The following is a 16030-nucleotide window of genomic DNA, read 5'->3' as shown; positions in this document are numbered from 1 at the left end:
GTATTGCACCCTTCTACACTATAGTACAATACTTTGCAGTTATGTTCTAACTTTTGACCAAAAAAATTACCGATTTATTCCAACTTTCTAGCAAAACGATACTTAAAACGTTGTTTTATGTAATAAAAATCATGGTCAATCGAAATCAAAAGCACGTACTGCCGGTTTTATATTCTCCGGTATGTACGTGCTTTTTGGGTATTTGCACCTTTTCAAATGCGCTGATTTGTCAGAAGATACAACAGGGGAATGATGAAATTATTGTGACAGACGCAATGCCAGCTCATACGTAGCATGGTCAAAGTCTTTTTTCGTATTTACAACTTTATCGATATCTGTCAGTGTCAGTTCACCCTTGATCAGACCGCAGGCTTTGTCAGACTCGCCTTGAATGAGCATCCGAACGGCAAAGTCACCCAGACGGCTTGCCAGATTGCGGTCACGCGGAGTTGGTGTACCACCGCGCTGAATGTGGCCGAGTACGGTTACGCGTGGCTCCAGACTAGGATATTGCAGATGCAGCTGCTCGGCTACATCTTCACCGCGTCCTGCACCTTCGGCTACGATAATGATACTATGACGTTTACCGCAAGCGAAGTTGTTATGCATACGGTCAGCGATTTCCTTCAGATCAAAAGGAACTTCTGGAACGAGAATCGACTCTGCACCAGATGCCAGACCCGCATGCAGGGCAATATCGCCGCAATGACGACCCATAACTTCAACAATGGATACGCGTTCATGGGAAGACATCGTGTCACGCAATTTGTTGATCGCATCCACAACGACACCTACAGAGGTATCGAATCCGATCGTATAATCAGTATAGGAAATGTCGTTATCGATCGTGCCCGGCAGGCCCATCGTGTTGATGCCCAGCTTACTCAGCTTGTTGGCACCTTGGTACGAACCGTCACCGCCGATAACGACCAGACCGTCGATTCCATGCTTGCGCAGGATATCTGCACCTTTTTGCTGACCTTCCAGTGTCATGAACTCTTTACATCGTGCCGACTGCAATACGGTTCCTCCGCGCTGAATAATGTCACCGACGCTGCGAAGATCCATCGGGAAAATATCCTCATTAAGCAGACCCTGGTAACCGCGCTGAATTCCGCACACTTCCAGACCGTAATACAGACCGCTACGCACAACGGAACGTACCGCTGCGTTCATGCCCTGAGAGTCGCCTCCACTGGTCAAAACGGCAATTTTCTTAACTGCTGATTCTGTTGCTGACATTGTGATGTCCCCCTTGTTTATATTCAATACATATACTTGCGAATCCAGCGGCTATTGACCATGAAAAAGACTCTCGTTAACGGTCCTTTGCGCATCAGCCGTCTGGAGACGGTTCGTACTTCCTGCTGCTCACTTACTTTGGGATCGGATAAATACAGGGCAACCAGCCCTTCAATAATCATGCGATGAAAGGAAGTGCCACCGATATGCTCCACATCCCTACGCGCCCAATCTACAATATGCTCAATCCGCTTATACATCGTTTCCGGCGAATCATAGTAATTGCAGAAGTTCAGATCACCGCCGCGACGGTCTTCCTCCTGATCAATCACATAATCCAGCATAATGTGCAGACAGCCTACATGAGGAAAATACGCATCATATACCTTTTTGGCACCTGCATCATCCATTTGGAATCCGCTCGCAGCCAGAAATAACATAAACATGCCAAGTGTCGAGCCTGTTGCCGCAGCAAATTCATTCCATTGCAAATGTGGCGTACGATACTTATTCTCTTCCCACCAATTCAGAAGCGCACGTTCTCGCAATTCCGGCGCAATATGTTTGTGAACCTGAAGGTCACAATATAGTGACACCAGATCACGTACATACGGAAAAACGGCATCATAATCGGGCAGTTGCCGTACATTGTGCTGACAAGTTTTCACAAGCGCTTCTAGATAACCGCCATCTTCCTGCTCCGCACGTAACGCATAATAATTGACCGGCTGTGCATCTGGTGTTACAGCATCCAGCATTGATTGGTGCAGCAGACGAAAATCCGCTGCATCCATCGAGGTGCTGCGGTCGCACAGATTATCAAGATAATCGCTGATCGTCTGAAGAGCGACGATGAGCGGCAGCAAAATATGGCGCTGCGAAAGGTTAGCCACCGCATAGATGGCGCCCCCCTCACAATGAAACTGCTTGGTGGCGATACTTGCAAGCGCCTGTTTCCTGAGTTCGTCATCCGGCATCTGTTCCGCTCGTCTGCGCCACTCATCCAACTCCCGGCGTACCTCCGGCAATCCATATTTGTACACTCGCTTCATTAACGAGATGGCATTGCGGGGAAACGGGTAACGACTTTGCATCATATCATTCAATGGGCTGCCTCCACGTGGTTGTCTGTTGAACCTATCCTCATTATCATACATCATATTTTGCACCCTCACAACGTGGCAGTGCGATCAATCACAGCGCGCCACAGCTGCATTTTCCAGTATTTTATAGACCTTTTACGCTTCATGTTGGTTCCTGTCTTCAAACCCACATTATTCAGAAAAAAGCTAACATAAACATGATAAACCACTTGTCTTTTCAACGCAAAAAAGGAGCAACCTGAAATGTTTCACAACTACAAATTTTATAGAAGGTTTGTCCTATTTGTGTTTATTCTCATCAAAATTGATGTCTCACGAAAAAAGACAGGGCTGGCAGCTCCCTGTCTCTGAAATGAATCTATTGTTCATTCCGTCCGATCAATCAACTGGAAAAGCAACATGATCTCGATAGAAAAAACAGATTGTCGTCTATACAACGTTTCTAACACGACTCTACTGCTATACATATTGCCTTGGATACCATTGCGCTGGAATCATCTCCTGTTCCCGTTCCAGTAATTCGGCAATGATACCGTCAGCATCCCCTATCGATTGTACCAGCGGATCGGTCAGCATTGCCTGTCGCAAGATGTTGATATCCTGTTCAATAACTGCCTGAGCTGTCAGTTCATGTGTATCCAGCACGATCTCCTGCATTCCTCGGATTCCTCTTGGCATCTCTCCCACATGCAAAGGCGTAACGCCGTTTGGACCGACCTCACATAACAGTTCTAAAAACGCATCCTTATTCATATTCGTCACTGCACCGTTGTTCAACGTATTTATGAAGAAGCGTTTGCCCAGATTGCCCACCATATTCTCAATAATATCAGTCGCATGATCGGGACCAAGCATGTCTGTAAATTGCTGAATGGGAAGTTGTCCGGTAATAAAATCCTCTACCTGCTGCCACATCTCCTCATGACGCTTGTACCGATCTTCCGTTTCCCAGATCGATAACGGTGGAATGGATTCCTCTGCCTGTCCATGCCCTTGCCAGTAGCGCACATATTCTTTTGTATGTGAGGTACAGGTTGGAATCACTCCAAATGCTTGATACAGCTCATATGTGATTGTATCGTTATGCAGTTCCTTGGCTCCCGTATCACCGCCGTCATTCTCTGTACCTGCACTTCGTCGCAGCGATTCCGCAATATGCGGCATCATATCCTTGCCATCATATTCCGCACGCAACAACCATGTAAAATGGTTCACTCCTGCCACCCGAAAATCAAATCGCTGATCCACATCCGGCGTGAACTGTTCTGCATGATTGATAATGCCTGCACGGATCGCATAATGAATCTTCTTGTGCGGCATATGATGACTGTCGCATAAGGCAAACGATTTCAGATCCGGCGCATATCGATGCAGCGCTATACCATGCACGGTGGACGGATTGATATAGTTGATGACCCATGCATTCGGACACAGTTCACGGATATCCTTCACACAATCCATAATGACTGGCAATTCTCGCATCGCCCGAAAAATCCCACCCGGACCAATCGTATCGCCGGAGCACATACGAATCCCGTATTTTAGCGATACTTCACAGTCAATGCCCCGATATTTGACAGAATCCATCGCAAAGCTCAATACGACAAAATCAGCATCCTTGAGTACATCCCGGCGATCGGTAGAGCCTTCCACTGTTAGCGAAACACCGCGATGAGCTGCTACCATCTTGCCGAGTGTAACCATTTTCTCCAAACGATCAGCATCTACATCGACAAAGGAAAGTGTACCTTGATTCAGAATCTCTGAGTAGGTCATTTGCCAGATTGCCTGTCGTCCGAAAAAGAGACTGCCTGCTCCGATTACTACGACTTTGGGTCGCTGAATATCGTGCCGCGTATCGTTATATGTCATTACCAATGAACCTCCCTGAAGTTGATATGCTCATTATGGCAAACCGATTGCGCGGCGAGAATGTGTCACAGTCAGGAAAGCATGTCAAATCGTACGATCAAGCAGGAAATGAGAGCCCTTTTCCATAATACAGTTGTAAGCAGCATGTTCAATAGTCAGGAGGCAAGCATATGCAACCATCTGTATCACCTACCGCCATCTTTGAGGAATTATCCGAATTTGTGGCAGTTCATATGAAGTCATGTCGGGAAATGGTGCATCCTGCACCGTGGTTTGAGCATAAAACGCATCATGATTATGATCTATGGATGATTCGCAAAGGGAGTCTACAATTACAGATTGGTGATCAGCAGTATGCAGTATCCGCAGGTGATGTACTCTTTTTCTATCCAGATCTGCCTTATATGGCGAGCGCGCAGAATGAGGATTGTGAGTTTATTTTTATTCATTTTGACTTTGGGATGGGAGAGCAGCAGCGTATTCTGGATGATCTACCGCTATCGGGTATCATTCCACAGCCTTTGTTAAAACGGGAATGGGAGCTATTTTGCGATGGATTCGATCGGCGGGAGAGTGGTGCAGCGGGAAGTCGGTTGTACTTGAAAGCTTGCCTGACAGCGTTGATTGCACGCATTATCGAGTTGTACGGTACGGCGGAGTATGCACAACATGTTACTCCTTTTATGAATGGTGCATTGGTGAAACGGCAATGGACAGCGCTGGAGCCAGTGCTTCGTTATATTCAGGAACATCTGCATCGCCCGCTCAAAATTCGTGAACTAGCACAACAAACCGGGCTGTCGGAAAAGTATTTTATCGCGGTCTTCAAAAAAACGTTAGGGATTACGCCGGGGCAGTATATATTCCAGATCAAAATGAATCGAGCGCGCGAGTATTTGTACACTCGTCATTACAATGTACAGCAGATTGCTGGGTTGCTCGGTTATTGCGATGCGTTTGCCTTTTCCAAAGCGTTCAAGCAGTATTATGGCGTAGCGCCATCGCAATTTGTGTAACGTCATTGATACAATATGTAATGTTCAATATCATACAGATCGGGCAGATCGTTATGGTATACTGTTTGGCATACGATTGCACGCTATGCGGTGAAGGGTCGTGTGAAGCCGGAATAGCTGTGCAGCATGTTAAAGGAGATTGGGTGTATGTCGTCGGATCAGGTTCCACTCTCGTGGAGACGGTTATTGGCTTTTTTTATTCCTATGGGGCTATCTGCCTCGCTTGTTACGATTTCGCATGTCATTATTAATCGGACGCTCGCTTTTGCAACCGATGCTGAAGTGGTAATTGCTAGTTATGCGCTGGCGATGAGTCTGGTGACTATTACGGAGCGTCCGTCCACACTGCTGCGACAAACGTGTTCGGCGCTAGTGCGGGATCGCAAGTCTTTTACAGCGCTGAATAGTGTGACGTGGATTTTCCTCGCGTTTGTGCTCGCAATTGGTGTATTGATTGTGTATACGCCGATTGGGAAGTTGATTTTCAGCCATCTTTTCGGTGTAGAGGATGAGCTGGTGCCACGCGTAGTTGGCGTGTATGGCGTATTGATGTATGTCAGTATTTTCTCAGTGATCCGCAATATTTATCAGGGAATCATCATTACGAATAATCGAACCAAATGGCTGACGATTGGTATGGGCTTCCGGCTGGCGGGCATGTACGCGTTATCGCTCTTCTTCATTTCTACAGATCGGGTAAATAGCGGAACCGTCGGGGCGATCATCTTTCTCGTTGGCATGATGATTGAGGCGATTGTTAGCTACAGTGAAGGTCGTAATATTGCCAAGCGTATGCCGGAGCAGTTGGAGCAGTATCCTGTGCGGACACGCGGACATGTATTTACCTTTTACAAACCGCTGCTATTCTCCTCCTTTGTCGCTATGCTGATTGGACCAGCGATCAATATCACCCTGGGCAAAACGGAAGGCATTGCACTGGCGATCTCGTCGTTTGCTATTGCCAGTAGTTTGCTGCAACTGATGTTGAGCTTTTTTACATATATTCATCAGATTGTGCTGAATTTCCATCCAATTGATGCGAGAAAAGTACGGCAATTCGGTATGATTACCGGCTTCATTCCCGCCCTGTTACTCGGTATCATCGCCTACACTCCTCTTAGCTACTGGGTGCTTGGGCATATTATGAATGTTAGCGGCGAGCTGCTGACGGAAAGCCTGTACACCCTGCGCGCCTTTGTATTGTATGCGCTGGTGATGCCTTGGCTGGATTATGCCAATGGATTGATTCTGCTGCGCGGTCAGACGAAAGCGATGTTCCGCTCCCAGATGGCCAATGCGTCCTGCACGTTCATCATGCTCATTACCCTGCTGTTTATTTTCCCATCATGGAACGGTATGGTTGGCGCACTGGCACAGTCGATTGGACTAGCGGCAGAATTTATGTATTGTAACTCTCGTGATCCGGCATACGGGCAAACGATCCGGCTTGCAGGTCAATAATTAAAGGAACTGCATGTGCAACTAGATGAGCTTTCTACTGAATCGAATGAACCACATATGCAAGGTCATGAGTCCCTCACATGCCTTGCATACAACATTTTCCCATCAAAAAAGCACAAGCCCCTTGAGAACAAGGAAGCTTGTGCTGTAAATGACCTATGTGCGTAACGTACAAGGTGTTCAATGTATAAGCGATCCGTAATATACGGATACAGATCTTATAATTTTACTACGTTAGCTGCTTGTGGACCACGGTTGCCTTCAGTGATATCGAACTCTACTGCTTGGCCTTCGTCCAAAGATTTGAAACCGTCGCCTTGAATAGCGGAAAAGTGTACGAATACATCTTCGCTACCTTCAACTTCGATAAAACCGAAACCTTTTTCTGCGTTGAACCATTTAACTGTACCTTTCACGTAAAAAACCTCCTAAAATAGCGCCATCTATGACGCATGTTTGTATTATAGCGCAATCGATTTCAAAATGCAACGAAGTTCTAGCGTTTTCATTTGCAATTCCTGAGGTCAAAAGGTATGATTTTAGCAAACGGAACAGGGAGATTCAGAATATGATCAAAAAACATCAGATTTACAAAACAGACAAATGGAACATGCTAACGGTTGAAGTAAATGGCCGTGAGCTGATTTTGCGCGAAATTTCTACCGAATGGGGCGAAGAAACGCATAAATTCATCAGCCGTCCCGAAATGATGCAATGGGCAAGTGATCGTTTTAAAAAGGAAGATTTTGAGACCGAAGCGGAATGGGAAGACATTATGAACGCCTTCCGGGAGGTTTAAATCGCTCCATGAATTATACCGCGATTGTGATTTTCATCATTCTTGCCTTTGTGCAGGGCTTTATCCTGATTGCTTACAAGAACAGCATTCCACCGCAATTCAAGCGGTGGCTGGCTATTTTTGCGATTGTGATGCTGCTGCTTGCCTTTTTCCTCATGATCTACGGATTCCTGATGGCAGCCAATCCAAACGCATAACGTATTCATTCATCACCGTTTGACTCACATCACCCGAGGAGGAAATGAACATGCAAAACATACTCAAGCGCTCCGAAGTATCACCTGAAAACTGCTGGAACCTGAACGATCTATTTGCCGACCAGCAGGCATGGGATCGCACCCATGACGAAGTCAAAGCCAAACTGCCTCAGGGTGAGCAATTGAAAGGCAAGTTGAATACCGCTTCTGCGGTCAAAAAAGCATTTGAGCTGGAAGACGAGATCGGTCTACACATTGAGCGTCTCTACGTATATGCACATATGCATCAGGATGAGGACACTGCGAATCCTACATATCAGGCATTGACCCAAAAAGCGAGAAAATTGAGCGTAGACGCCAGTCAGGCGCTTTCTTTTATTACACCGGAAATCTTGAGCCTGTCTGATGACAAGCTGGATGAATTGCTGGAATCGCCAGAGCTGCAAGCGTACCGATTCAGCCTACAAGAAATGAAGCGTGAAAAAGCGCATATTCTGACGGAAGCGGAAGAAGCACTGCTCGCTCAAGTCGGTAATCTGTCGCAAGCACCGCAAACGATCTTCGGCATGCTGAACAATGCGGATATGAAATTCCCGAATATCATTGATGAGCATGGCAATGAAGTTGAGCTGACGCACGGTCGTTATATTCAATTTCTGGAAAGCCCACATCGTGAAGTGCGCGAACGTGCGTTCAAAGCGATCTACGGTACGTATGCACGTCAGAAAAACACGATTGCAGCGACACTGACTGCGAATGTGAACAAGAACATTTTCTATTCTCGTGTACGCAAATACCCATCGGTGCTGGAAATGTCCCTCTATGGCGACAATATTCCAACAGACGTGTATACCAACCTGATCGATACGATTCACGAAAGTCTGCCAGTGATGCACCGCTATATGGCGCTGCGCAAAAAGCTGCTTGGTGTGGATGAACTGCATATGTACGATCTGTTCGCACCGCTGGTAGAAGAATTCAAAATGGATATCACCTACGAAGAAGCAAAACAGACGGTTGCAGACGGTCTCAAACCACTCGGCGAAGATTATTTGAACTCGCTGAACAAAGGTTATAACGAGAGCTGGATCGATGTATACGAAAATGAAGGCAAACGTACTGGCGCTTACAGCTGGGGTGCTTATGGTACGCATCCATACGTACTGCTCAACCATAAAGATAATCTGAACAGCATGTTCACGCTGGCACACGAAATGGGTCATGCCCTGCACTCGTATTATTCCGACAATGCGCTCTCTTACCGTGATGCACAGTACACTATTTTCCTAGCGGAAGTTGCTTCTACTACCAATGAAGCACTGCTGATGGATTATCTGCTCAAAAAGTCGACCGATCCGAAGGAAAAAATGTACCTGCTCACCTACTATGCTGATCAATTCCGTACAACAGTATTCCGTCAAACGATGTTTGCTGAATTCGAGATGATCGTACATGGACGCAGTGAAGCAGGCGAATCGCTGACTCCGCAAGATCTGTCACAGATTTATTACGATCTGAACGCTAAATATCACGGTGATGGCATGACTGTGGATCAGGAGATCGAGATGGAATGGGCACGTATTCCCCATTTCTACAACAGCTTCTATGTGTACAAATATGCAACTGGCTTCTCCGCAGCAACCAGCTTCTCGAAGCAAATTCTCGAAGAAGGTCAACCCGCAGTCGACCGTTATCTCGGTTTCCTGAAAAGCGGTGGTAGTGACTACTCTATCAATATTCTGGCAAAAGCCGGGGTGGATATGTCTACACCACAGCCGATCCGTGAAGCGATGAGCGTATTCGAAAGTCTGGTTAGTGAAATGGAACAACTGTCCAACTAATACGCTGTATATAGTGGATGTAGTGCAAGCATACGATACAGATGATATGCCTTTGCTGATGGATGTTATATCGATTGTTGATGATAGTAATATCGATCCTATTCGGAACGTTTGTATTCACACCGGCAATTCGTTATCCAGATTGCTAGATTGCCGGGCAGCTCTAGTCTCTTCTCCCCTGTCAGTCCTCATCAAGCTGCCGCACGCCTGCCTCGAACTGCTTGTTCGCTGCGCAGGCGTGCTTGTTGTGTGTACATTGAAGCTAACAAGCGATATATGGATGTTTATGTTGTCTCTAATTACTTTATATAGTAGTAGACAATCTATGCCATGTAAGATGAAGATTTGAAAGGGGTTATGTACAATGAAATTTCAATGGACACTGATTCTGGGATTGATTTTTGCGGTTGTTATTGCAATCTTCGCAGTCATTAATGTGAATCCGGTGCAGGTCAATCTGATGTTTAATGTCGTGCAGTTGCCGCTGATTCTGCTCATTCTCGGCTGTACGCTCGCAGGCGGTTTGATCGTCGGATTTTACGGTATTTATCGTCAGTATCGGTTGCAACGTAAAGTGAAACAACTGGAAGCGCAAATCGCTCAATTGGGTGAAACACCTGTTGCCGATAGCGGTCCAGTCGGCGATGTCGAGTTTGACAATATGTATGATCGCAAAGAAGATCCGGCAGTCTCGTCCTTTTCGGATCGCAAGTTGTAAATGATTCGCATCATCTAGCGTAGCTGAATAACCTGTTAGACGCATCCACCTGTTGCCTGCTGGACTCTCCGGCGTTGCACAGGTGGATTTTTACTGGCTAAGCTTAGGCAAAACTGGTATGTTGTTTATATTGTGCCTTTGGAGGCTCACTGGAATTTTGACTATGTCGTACAGCCTGTGTTGACTGTGCAAAAGGAGATTGAACATGTCCATTACGATGAACCGCGAGTACACCCTTTCCCTGCTTCAGCAGCTGCTGGCAACGCCTAGCCCGACAGGCTACACGCATCACCTGCTAGCAACACTGCATGAGGAAGCACTCAGACTGGGAGTACAGGCGGACTATAACCATAAAGGCGGATTGATTCTGACGCTTGCTGGTCAGGATGATTCACGCACGATTGCATTAAGCGGTCATGTCGATACGCTAGGTGCGATGGTTCGTGCTGTCAAACCGGATGGCAAAATCCGCATGACCATGGTCGGCGGTTTTACGATGAATAGCATTGAAAATGAATACTGTATCATCCATACTCGCAGTGGCAAAATGTACACCGGCACAATCCTCTCTACCGAGCCGTCGGTGCATGTATATGATCACGCGGAAACGTTAAAGCGAACGGAAAATCATATGGAAGTGCGAATCGACGAGGTTGTTGCGTCGAAAGAAGATGTCGACGCACTTGGCATTGCGGTGGGCGATTATATCTCCTTCGACGCGCGTCCGGTAATGACAGATAGCGGATATATCAAATCCCGCCATCTGGATGATAAAGCGAGTGTTGCCGCCATGTTCGGGCTATTGGAATCGGCGCATACTCACCAATGGAAGCCGCGTCATACAGTGAAATTACTCATTTCCAACTACGAGGAAGTTGGTCACGGCACCGCCTATATTCCAGGCGATATCGACGAGATGATCGCGGTTGATATGGGCTGTATCGGTGATGATCTGTCATGTAAAGAAACGGATGTATCGATCTGTGTCAAAGACAGCTCCGGTCCTTACGATTATGAGATGACTGGCAAGCTTGCTGAGTTGGCACGGCGTGAACAGATTCCGTTTGCGCTTGATGTGTATCCACATTACGGTTCTGACGCCTCTGCTGCACTGCGTGGTGGCAACAATATCCGGGCGGCGTTGATCGGACCCGGCGTACATGCTTCGCACTCTATGGAGCGTACACATAGCGATGCCGTTATTAACACTGCACGTCTGCTAGCAGCTTATATTACCGAATAATCACTATCATGGCAAAGGTTGACAGAACGTTTGCCGACCAAGTATAGTGTACAGCGAGACATCCACTAGGGGCGCCCGTATGGGCTGAGATAAAGCGTAGCTTTGGTCCCTTTGAACCTGATCTGGGTTATGCCAGCGTAGGAAAGTGGTGCAATGATGACCGGCTTATTTTGTTTGCCTGTGGTCTTATTTGCCGCTTCCGTTCGCCGGAGGCGGCTTTTTGTCGTGTTCGGTGAATCGAAGAAGATAATAGGATAATATATGCAAGCATGGCAAACATGTCGGTTGCGGATTGCAACTGATGTATTGGTTACATACTGTACTGGTTGCCGCCCCACCATATTCCCTACTCAGCAGTCTACGATGGATGTTATCCGTATAACTGTAGGAGGATTTTTGACTATGCCTATTCTAACAACCCCATTGCCCGGTAGCCGCAAAGTGTATACAATCGGCTCACGTCCCGACATTCAGGTGCCAGAGCGCGAGATCGCCCTTTCACCGAGTGAATTACGCGGTGTGGAAACTGCCAATGCACCGCTACGGGTGTACGATACGAGCGGACCGTACACTGACGAGCAATCAACCATTGATATTCGTCGGGGATTATCTCCACTGCGCGCAGGCTGGATTGCTGAACGCGGTGATTGTGAGCCGGTTGATGCGCGAACAGAGCAGCCAGAGGATAACGGATTCACCAGTATGGAAAAAGCGGAGCTGCACGGCGCGGAGAAGTTTCCAGACTACGGGCTCCAACCTCTACGTGCCAAAACGGGACATAATGTGACCCAGCTACATTACGCTCGCCGTGGCATCATTACGCCGGAGATGGAGTATATCGCTATTCGCGAAGGGATGACGCCGGAAGTGGTACGTGCCGAGATTGCTGCCGGACGTGCAATTATACCTGCGAATGTGAATCATCCTGAGCTGGAGCCGATGATTATCGGACGCCGGTTTCATGTGAAGATCAATGCCAATATCGGTAATTCGGCAGTTGCTTCCTCTATCGAGCAGGAAGTGGAGAAAATGACATGGGCGACGCGTTGGGGCGCAGATACGATTATGGATCTCTCCACTGGCAAAAATATTCATACGACGCGCGAATGGATTATCCGCAATTCGCCAGTGCCGGTCGGTACAGTGCCGATTTATCAAGCATTGGAAAAGGTCAATGGTAAGGCGGAGGATCTCAGCTGGGAGATGTATCGGGACACACTAATTGAGCAGGCAGAACAGGGTGTGGATTATTTTACGATTCATGCCGGGGTGCTATTACGTTATATTCCGCTCACTGCGAAGCGCGTAACCGGCATCGTCAGTCGCGGCGGATCGATTATGGCAGCGTGGTGTCTGGCGCATCATCGAGAGAACTTTCTGTATACGCATTTTGCAGATATTTGCGAGATTATGAAGGCGTACGATATTAGCTTTTCGCTGGGGGATGGACTACGTCCGGGTTCTATTGCGGATGCGAATGACGAAGCTCAGTTTGCTGAGTTGGATACGCTAGGTGAGTTGACGCAGATCGCTTGGCAGCATGATGTGCAGGTAATGGTTGAAGGTCCAGGGCATGTCCCGATGCAGCTCATTCAGGAAAATATGGATCGACAGCTGGATGTGTGCAAGGAAGCCCCCTTTTATACACTCGGTCCGCTAACAACAGATATTGCGCCGGGCTACGATCATATTACGAGTGCGATTGGAGCAGCCATGATTGGCTCGATGGGGACGGCGATGCTCTGCTATGTAACACCTAAGGAGCATCTCGGTCTGCCGAATCGCGAGGATGTCAAAGAGGGCGTTATCACGTACAAAATTGCTGCGCACGCTGCCGATCTCGCCAAAGGTCATCCGCGCGCCCGTTATCGGGATGATGCACTGTCCCGCGCGCGGTTTGAATTCCGCTGGCGCGATCAGTTTCATCTATCACTCGATCCCGAGCGGGCGATGAGTTATCACGATGAGACACTGCCCGCAGAAGGTGCCAAATCAGCACATTTCTGCTCCATGTGCGGCCCGAAATTTTGCAGTATGAAGATTACGCAGGATATTCGCGATCTGGCAGAACGGGATGGAATTGCGCCGGAAGAAGCGATTGAGTCAGGTATGGAGCAGATGGCGGAAACGTATCGCACGCGGCAAGGCTCGACGAACAGTGTGTATGGTTGATAGACTTGCGTGGTCTATATCCTTCGTACTGATATAGCAGAAGCAGAAGATGTTGATCCGGTAGTGTGTACGAACAACGATATATTCACCTCAAGGCTACTCTCCCATTGATATGACGAATGATATGTATGGATTGCTTTGCATTTCCATCGACTCATGTATGTCATGGGAAAATATAAACAAAAACTCCCTGTCGCATCAGGATCAACAGGTGTTGATTCTACTATGCACAGGGAGTTCTTCATATATTCAATTGCTGTAGAACGTATTCTATATCGCTATTATATATCGCAAACTCAATAGATGATGAGACAGAGAATAGCTGATGGAATAACGAATCGTTACTTGCACAAAAATAAGTCGGGTAGATCAGAGCATATCGCTTGTTCCGCCAGATTTATCCCTGCTGTTCAATCTTCTCTGCCAGCTCATTCAAATACGTCCAGCGTTCCATCAGATGCTCTAGTTCCTGCTCGCCTGCCGCTTGCTCTGCCATCAATTCCTGCAAGCGCACGGAGTCGTTGAATGCCGCTTCCATATCGGTTGTGATGCGGCTCAGCTTGCTTTCGGCGGCTTCGATCATGCTGTCAATCTGCTCATATTCGCGTTGTTCCTTATAGCTGAATTTGAGCTTGTCGCGGGATGACGTTCGTTTGTTAGCATCATTGGCAGCTTCGGCTGTGATCTCACTGGACGAAGCGGCATCGGTAGCTCCTTTGCTTGCCGATGTTTCTTTGCCCATATCATTCGTTTTGAGTTGTTGACCGCCAGTACGTTCTTCGTACTCGCTGTAGTTACCAGCATGAATACTTACGACACCGCCACCTTCAAAGGCAAACATCTTCTCACACGTCCGATCCAAAAAGTAGCGATCATGGGATACGACGAGTACAACGCCTGGGAACTCTTCCAAATAATCTTCCAGCACGGTCAGTGTCGTAATATCCAGATCATTCGTCGGCTCATCCAACAGCAATACATTCGGTGCACTCATCAATACGCGCAGCAGATACAATCTGCGCTTCTCGCCGCCGGATAGCTTGGCAATCGGCGTCCATTGCGCAGATGGAGTGAACAGGAAGCGTTCTAACATCTGGGCAGCGGTAATGCTGCTGCCATCCGATGTTTTGACCACTTCGGCAGCTTCCTTGATGTATTCGATTACACGCATATTTTCATCCATTTCCTGATGTTCCTGCGTGAAATAACCGAATTTGACCGTTTGACCAGTAACAATCTGCCCGCTGGATGGCTGCAATTTGCCTGAAATCAAATTGAGCAGCGTTGATTTACCGCGTCCGTTCGGTCCGACGATACCGATCCGATCTCCTGCCACCGCATGGTATGTCAGATCATGAATCAGCTCGCGACCGCCCAATGTGAGCGATACATGATCCAATTCGATAATTTGCTTACCGAGACGAGAGGAAATAGTCGACACTTCCAGCTGGTCGTTACGACGATTGGGATTGTCATTTTTCAATTGTTCAAAGCGATCAATTCTCGCCTTCTGCTTGGTGGTGCGTGCTTTGGCACCGCGGCGAATCCATGCCAGCTCCCGGCGCAGCAGATTTTGGCGCTTGTCCTCGGTTGCGGCTTCGCGTTCCATCCGCTCGGCTTTTAGCTCCAGATAGCGGCTATAGTTGGCTTCATACCGATACAACCGACCTTGATCCAGTTCTAGCATAACGGTAGCTACACGATCTAGAAAATAGCGATCATGCGTAATCATTAAGAGTGCGCCGCGCCGCCGTTGCAAATATTGCTCCAGCCATGTGACCGAATCATGATCAATATGGTTCGTCGGCTCATCCAAAATAAGCAGCTCCGCCGGTTGGATCAGCGCAGTCGCCAGCGCTACCCGTTTACGTTGACCACCCGACAATGTCCCCATCGGCGCATCGTAGCGGGTAATGCCAAGCTTGGATAACACGTTTTTCGCTTCGCTTTCCAGCGACCACGCATCCAGTCGATCCATATCATGACTAACTTGCACGAGCTGTTGTTGTAGCCCGGCATCTTCCGGCGTCTGCTCCAATTGCTCCATCACGTTCATATATGCGCTGACCGCCTGCAATTCCTCACCGCCGCCTTCGAACACTTGACGAAGTACGGTCGCTTCCGGGTCGTACGGTGGATTTTGCGCCAGATAGCGGACACGGACGCTGTTGTTAATCACGACTTTACCGCTGTCCGGCTGCTCCAATCCGGCAATGATTTTCAAAAAGGTCGATTTACCAGTTCCGTTGACGCCGATAATACCGATCTTATCGCGATCTTCCATGCCAAACGAGGCATCTTCAAACAATATTTTATCGCCAAAGCTTTTGACGAGTGCTTCTACAGTCATTATGTTCATTGCGATT

General features: G+C 47.7%; 13 protein-coding genes and 1 riboswitch. Of the genes, 8 read left to right on the top strand and 5 right to left on the bottom strand.

Annotated features, from left to right (window positions below; translation table 11 throughout):
• Positions 1-258 precede the first annotated feature (258 nt).
• The 3 genes from pfkA to ACDE64_RS07885 form a co-directional block, all read right to left on the bottom strand.
• Complete coding sequence (gene pfkA / locus ACDE64_RS07895) at positions 259-1242, bottom strand: 6-phosphofructokinase (RefSeq protein ID WP_411345932.1); 984 nt, start codon at positions 1240-1242, stop codon at positions 259-261.
• A gap of 23 nt (positions 1243-1265) precedes the next feature.
• Positions 1266-2348, bottom strand: a complete 1083-nt coding sequence (locus ACDE64_RS07890) for a tetraprenyl-beta-curcumene synthase family protein (protein WP_411349602.1) — start codon at positions 2346-2348, stop codon at positions 1266-1268.
• Between the two features lie 456 nt (positions 2349-2804).
• Entirely contained in the window at positions 2805-4217 is a 1413-nt protein-coding gene (locus ACDE64_RS07885) for a glycoside hydrolase family 4 (protein WP_411349601.1), read from the bottom strand.
• Between the two features lie 170 nt (positions 4218-4387).
• On the opposite strand from ACDE64_RS07885, the gene ACDE64_RS07880 reads away from it, so the two are divergent.
• Positions 4388-5233: an AraC family transcriptional regulator gene (locus ACDE64_RS07880; protein WP_411349600.1), complete on the top strand. Its 846-nt coding sequence runs from the start codon at positions 4388-4390 to the stop codon at positions 5231-5233.
• Positions 5234-5380: 147 nt separating this feature from the next.
• Positions 5381-6694, top strand: a complete 1314-nt coding sequence (locus ACDE64_RS07875) for a multi antimicrobial extrusion protein MatE (RefSeq protein WP_411349599.1) — start codon at positions 5381-5383, stop codon at positions 6692-6694.
• Between the two features lie 218 nt (positions 6695-6912).
• On the opposite strand, the gene ACDE64_RS07870 is transcribed toward ACDE64_RS07875, so the two are convergent.
• Positions 6913-7110, bottom strand: a complete 198-nt coding sequence (locus ACDE64_RS07870) for a cold shock domain-containing protein (protein WP_046215644.1) — start codon at positions 7108-7110, stop codon at positions 6913-6915.
• 152 nt (positions 7111-7262) lie between these two features.
• On the opposite strand from ACDE64_RS07870, the gene ACDE64_RS07865 reads away from it, so the two are divergent.
• The 6 genes from ACDE64_RS07865 to thiC all read left to right on the top strand — a co-directional run bounded on the left by ACDE64_RS07865 (position 7263) and on the right by thiC (position 13664).
• Positions 7263-7493: a hypothetical protein gene (locus ACDE64_RS07865; RefSeq protein ID WP_411345927.1), complete on the top strand. Its 231-nt coding sequence runs from the start codon at positions 7263-7265 to the stop codon at positions 7491-7493.
• 8 nt (positions 7494-7501) lie between these two features.
• The gene (locus ACDE64_RS07860; RefSeq protein WP_411345926.1) at positions 7502-7690 is read left to right on the top strand and encodes a hypothetical protein; all 189 of its coding nucleotides are present in this window, start codon (positions 7502-7504) and stop codon (positions 7688-7690) included.
• 50 nt (positions 7691-7740) lie between these two features.
• A complete protein-coding gene (gene pepF, locus ACDE64_RS07855; protein ID WP_411349598.1) occupies positions 7741-9531 on the top strand; it encodes an oligoendopeptidase F in 1791 nt (596 codons plus the stop codon).
• Between the two features lie 364 nt (positions 9532-9895).
• A complete protein-coding gene (locus tag ACDE64_RS07850) occupies positions 9896-10249 on the top strand; it encodes a lipopolysaccharide assembly LapA domain-containing protein (RefSeq protein WP_411349597.1) in 354 nt (117 codons plus the stop codon).
• Between the two features lie 205 nt (positions 10250-10454).
• Complete coding sequence (locus ACDE64_RS07845; RefSeq protein ID WP_411349596.1) at positions 10455-11492, top strand: M42 family metallopeptidase; 1038 nt, start codon at positions 10455-10457, stop codon at positions 11490-11492.
• Positions 11493-11549: 57 nt separating this feature from the next.
• A riboswitch (TPP riboswitch) is annotated at positions 11550-11653 on the top strand.
• Between the two features lie 241 nt (positions 11654-11894).
• On the top strand, positions 11895-13664 hold the full coding sequence (thiC, locus tag ACDE64_RS07840) for a phosphomethylpyrimidine synthase ThiC (RefSeq protein ID WP_411349595.1): 1770 nt from the start codon (positions 11895-11897) through the stop codon (positions 13662-13664).
• A 397-nt stretch (positions 13665-14061) separates the two neighbouring features.
• On the opposite strand, the gene ACDE64_RS07835 is transcribed toward thiC, so the two are convergent.
• Positions 14062-16023, bottom strand: coding sequence for an ABC-F family ATP-binding cassette domain-containing protein (locus ACDE64_RS07835; protein ID WP_411349594.1), 1962 nt, complete (start codon positions 16021-16023; stop codon positions 14062-14064).
• Positions 16024-16030: the final 7 nt, after the last annotated feature.

This window comes from Paenibacillus sp. WLX2291 (assembly GCF_046603665.1).
Classification (GTDB): domain Bacteria; phylum Bacillota; class Bacilli; order Paenibacillales; family Paenibacillaceae; genus Saccharibacillus.
Note: the sequence above shows the minus strand (reverse complement) of the source record. Positions and strands in the feature narration are given on the sequence as shown.

Coding starts and splice junctions, on each gene's coding strand:
- pfkA (WP_411345932.1), bottom strand. CDS start 1,242: ATGTCAGCAACAGAATCAGCAGTTAAGAAAATTGCCGTTTTGACCAGT.
- ACDE64_RS07885 (WP_411349601.1), bottom strand. CDS start 4,217: ATGACATATAACGATACGCGGCACGATATTCAGCGACCCAAAGTCGTA.
- ACDE64_RS07880 (WP_411349600.1), top strand. CDS start 4,388: ATGCAACCATCTGTATCACCTACCGCCATCTTTGAGGAATTATCCGAA.
- ACDE64_RS07875 (WP_411349599.1), top strand. CDS start 5,381: ATGTCGTCGGATCAGGTTCCACTCTCGTGGAGACGGTTATTGGCTTTT.
- ACDE64_RS07865 (WP_411345927.1), top strand. CDS start 7,263: ATGATCAAAAAACATCAGATTTACAAAACAGACAAATGGAACATGCTA.
- ACDE64_RS07860 (WP_411345926.1), top strand. CDS start 7,502: ATGAATTATACCGCGATTGTGATTTTCATCATTCTTGCCTTTGTGCAG.
- pepF (WP_411349598.1), top strand. CDS start 7,741: ATGCAAAACATACTCAAGCGCTCCGAAGTATCACCTGAAAACTGCTGG.
- ACDE64_RS07850 (WP_411349597.1), top strand. CDS start 9,896: ATGAAATTTCAATGGACACTGATTCTGGGATTGATTTTTGCGGTTGTT.
- ACDE64_RS07845 (WP_411349596.1), top strand. CDS start 10,455: ATGTCCATTACGATGAACCGCGAGTACACCCTTTCCCTGCTTCAGCAG.
- thiC (WP_411349595.1), top strand. CDS start 11,895: ATGCCTATTCTAACAACCCCATTGCCCGGTAGCCGCAAAGTGTATACA.
- ACDE64_RS07835 (WP_411349594.1), bottom strand. CDS start 16,023: ATGAACATAATGACTGTAGAAGCACTCGTCAAAAGCTTTGGCGATAAA.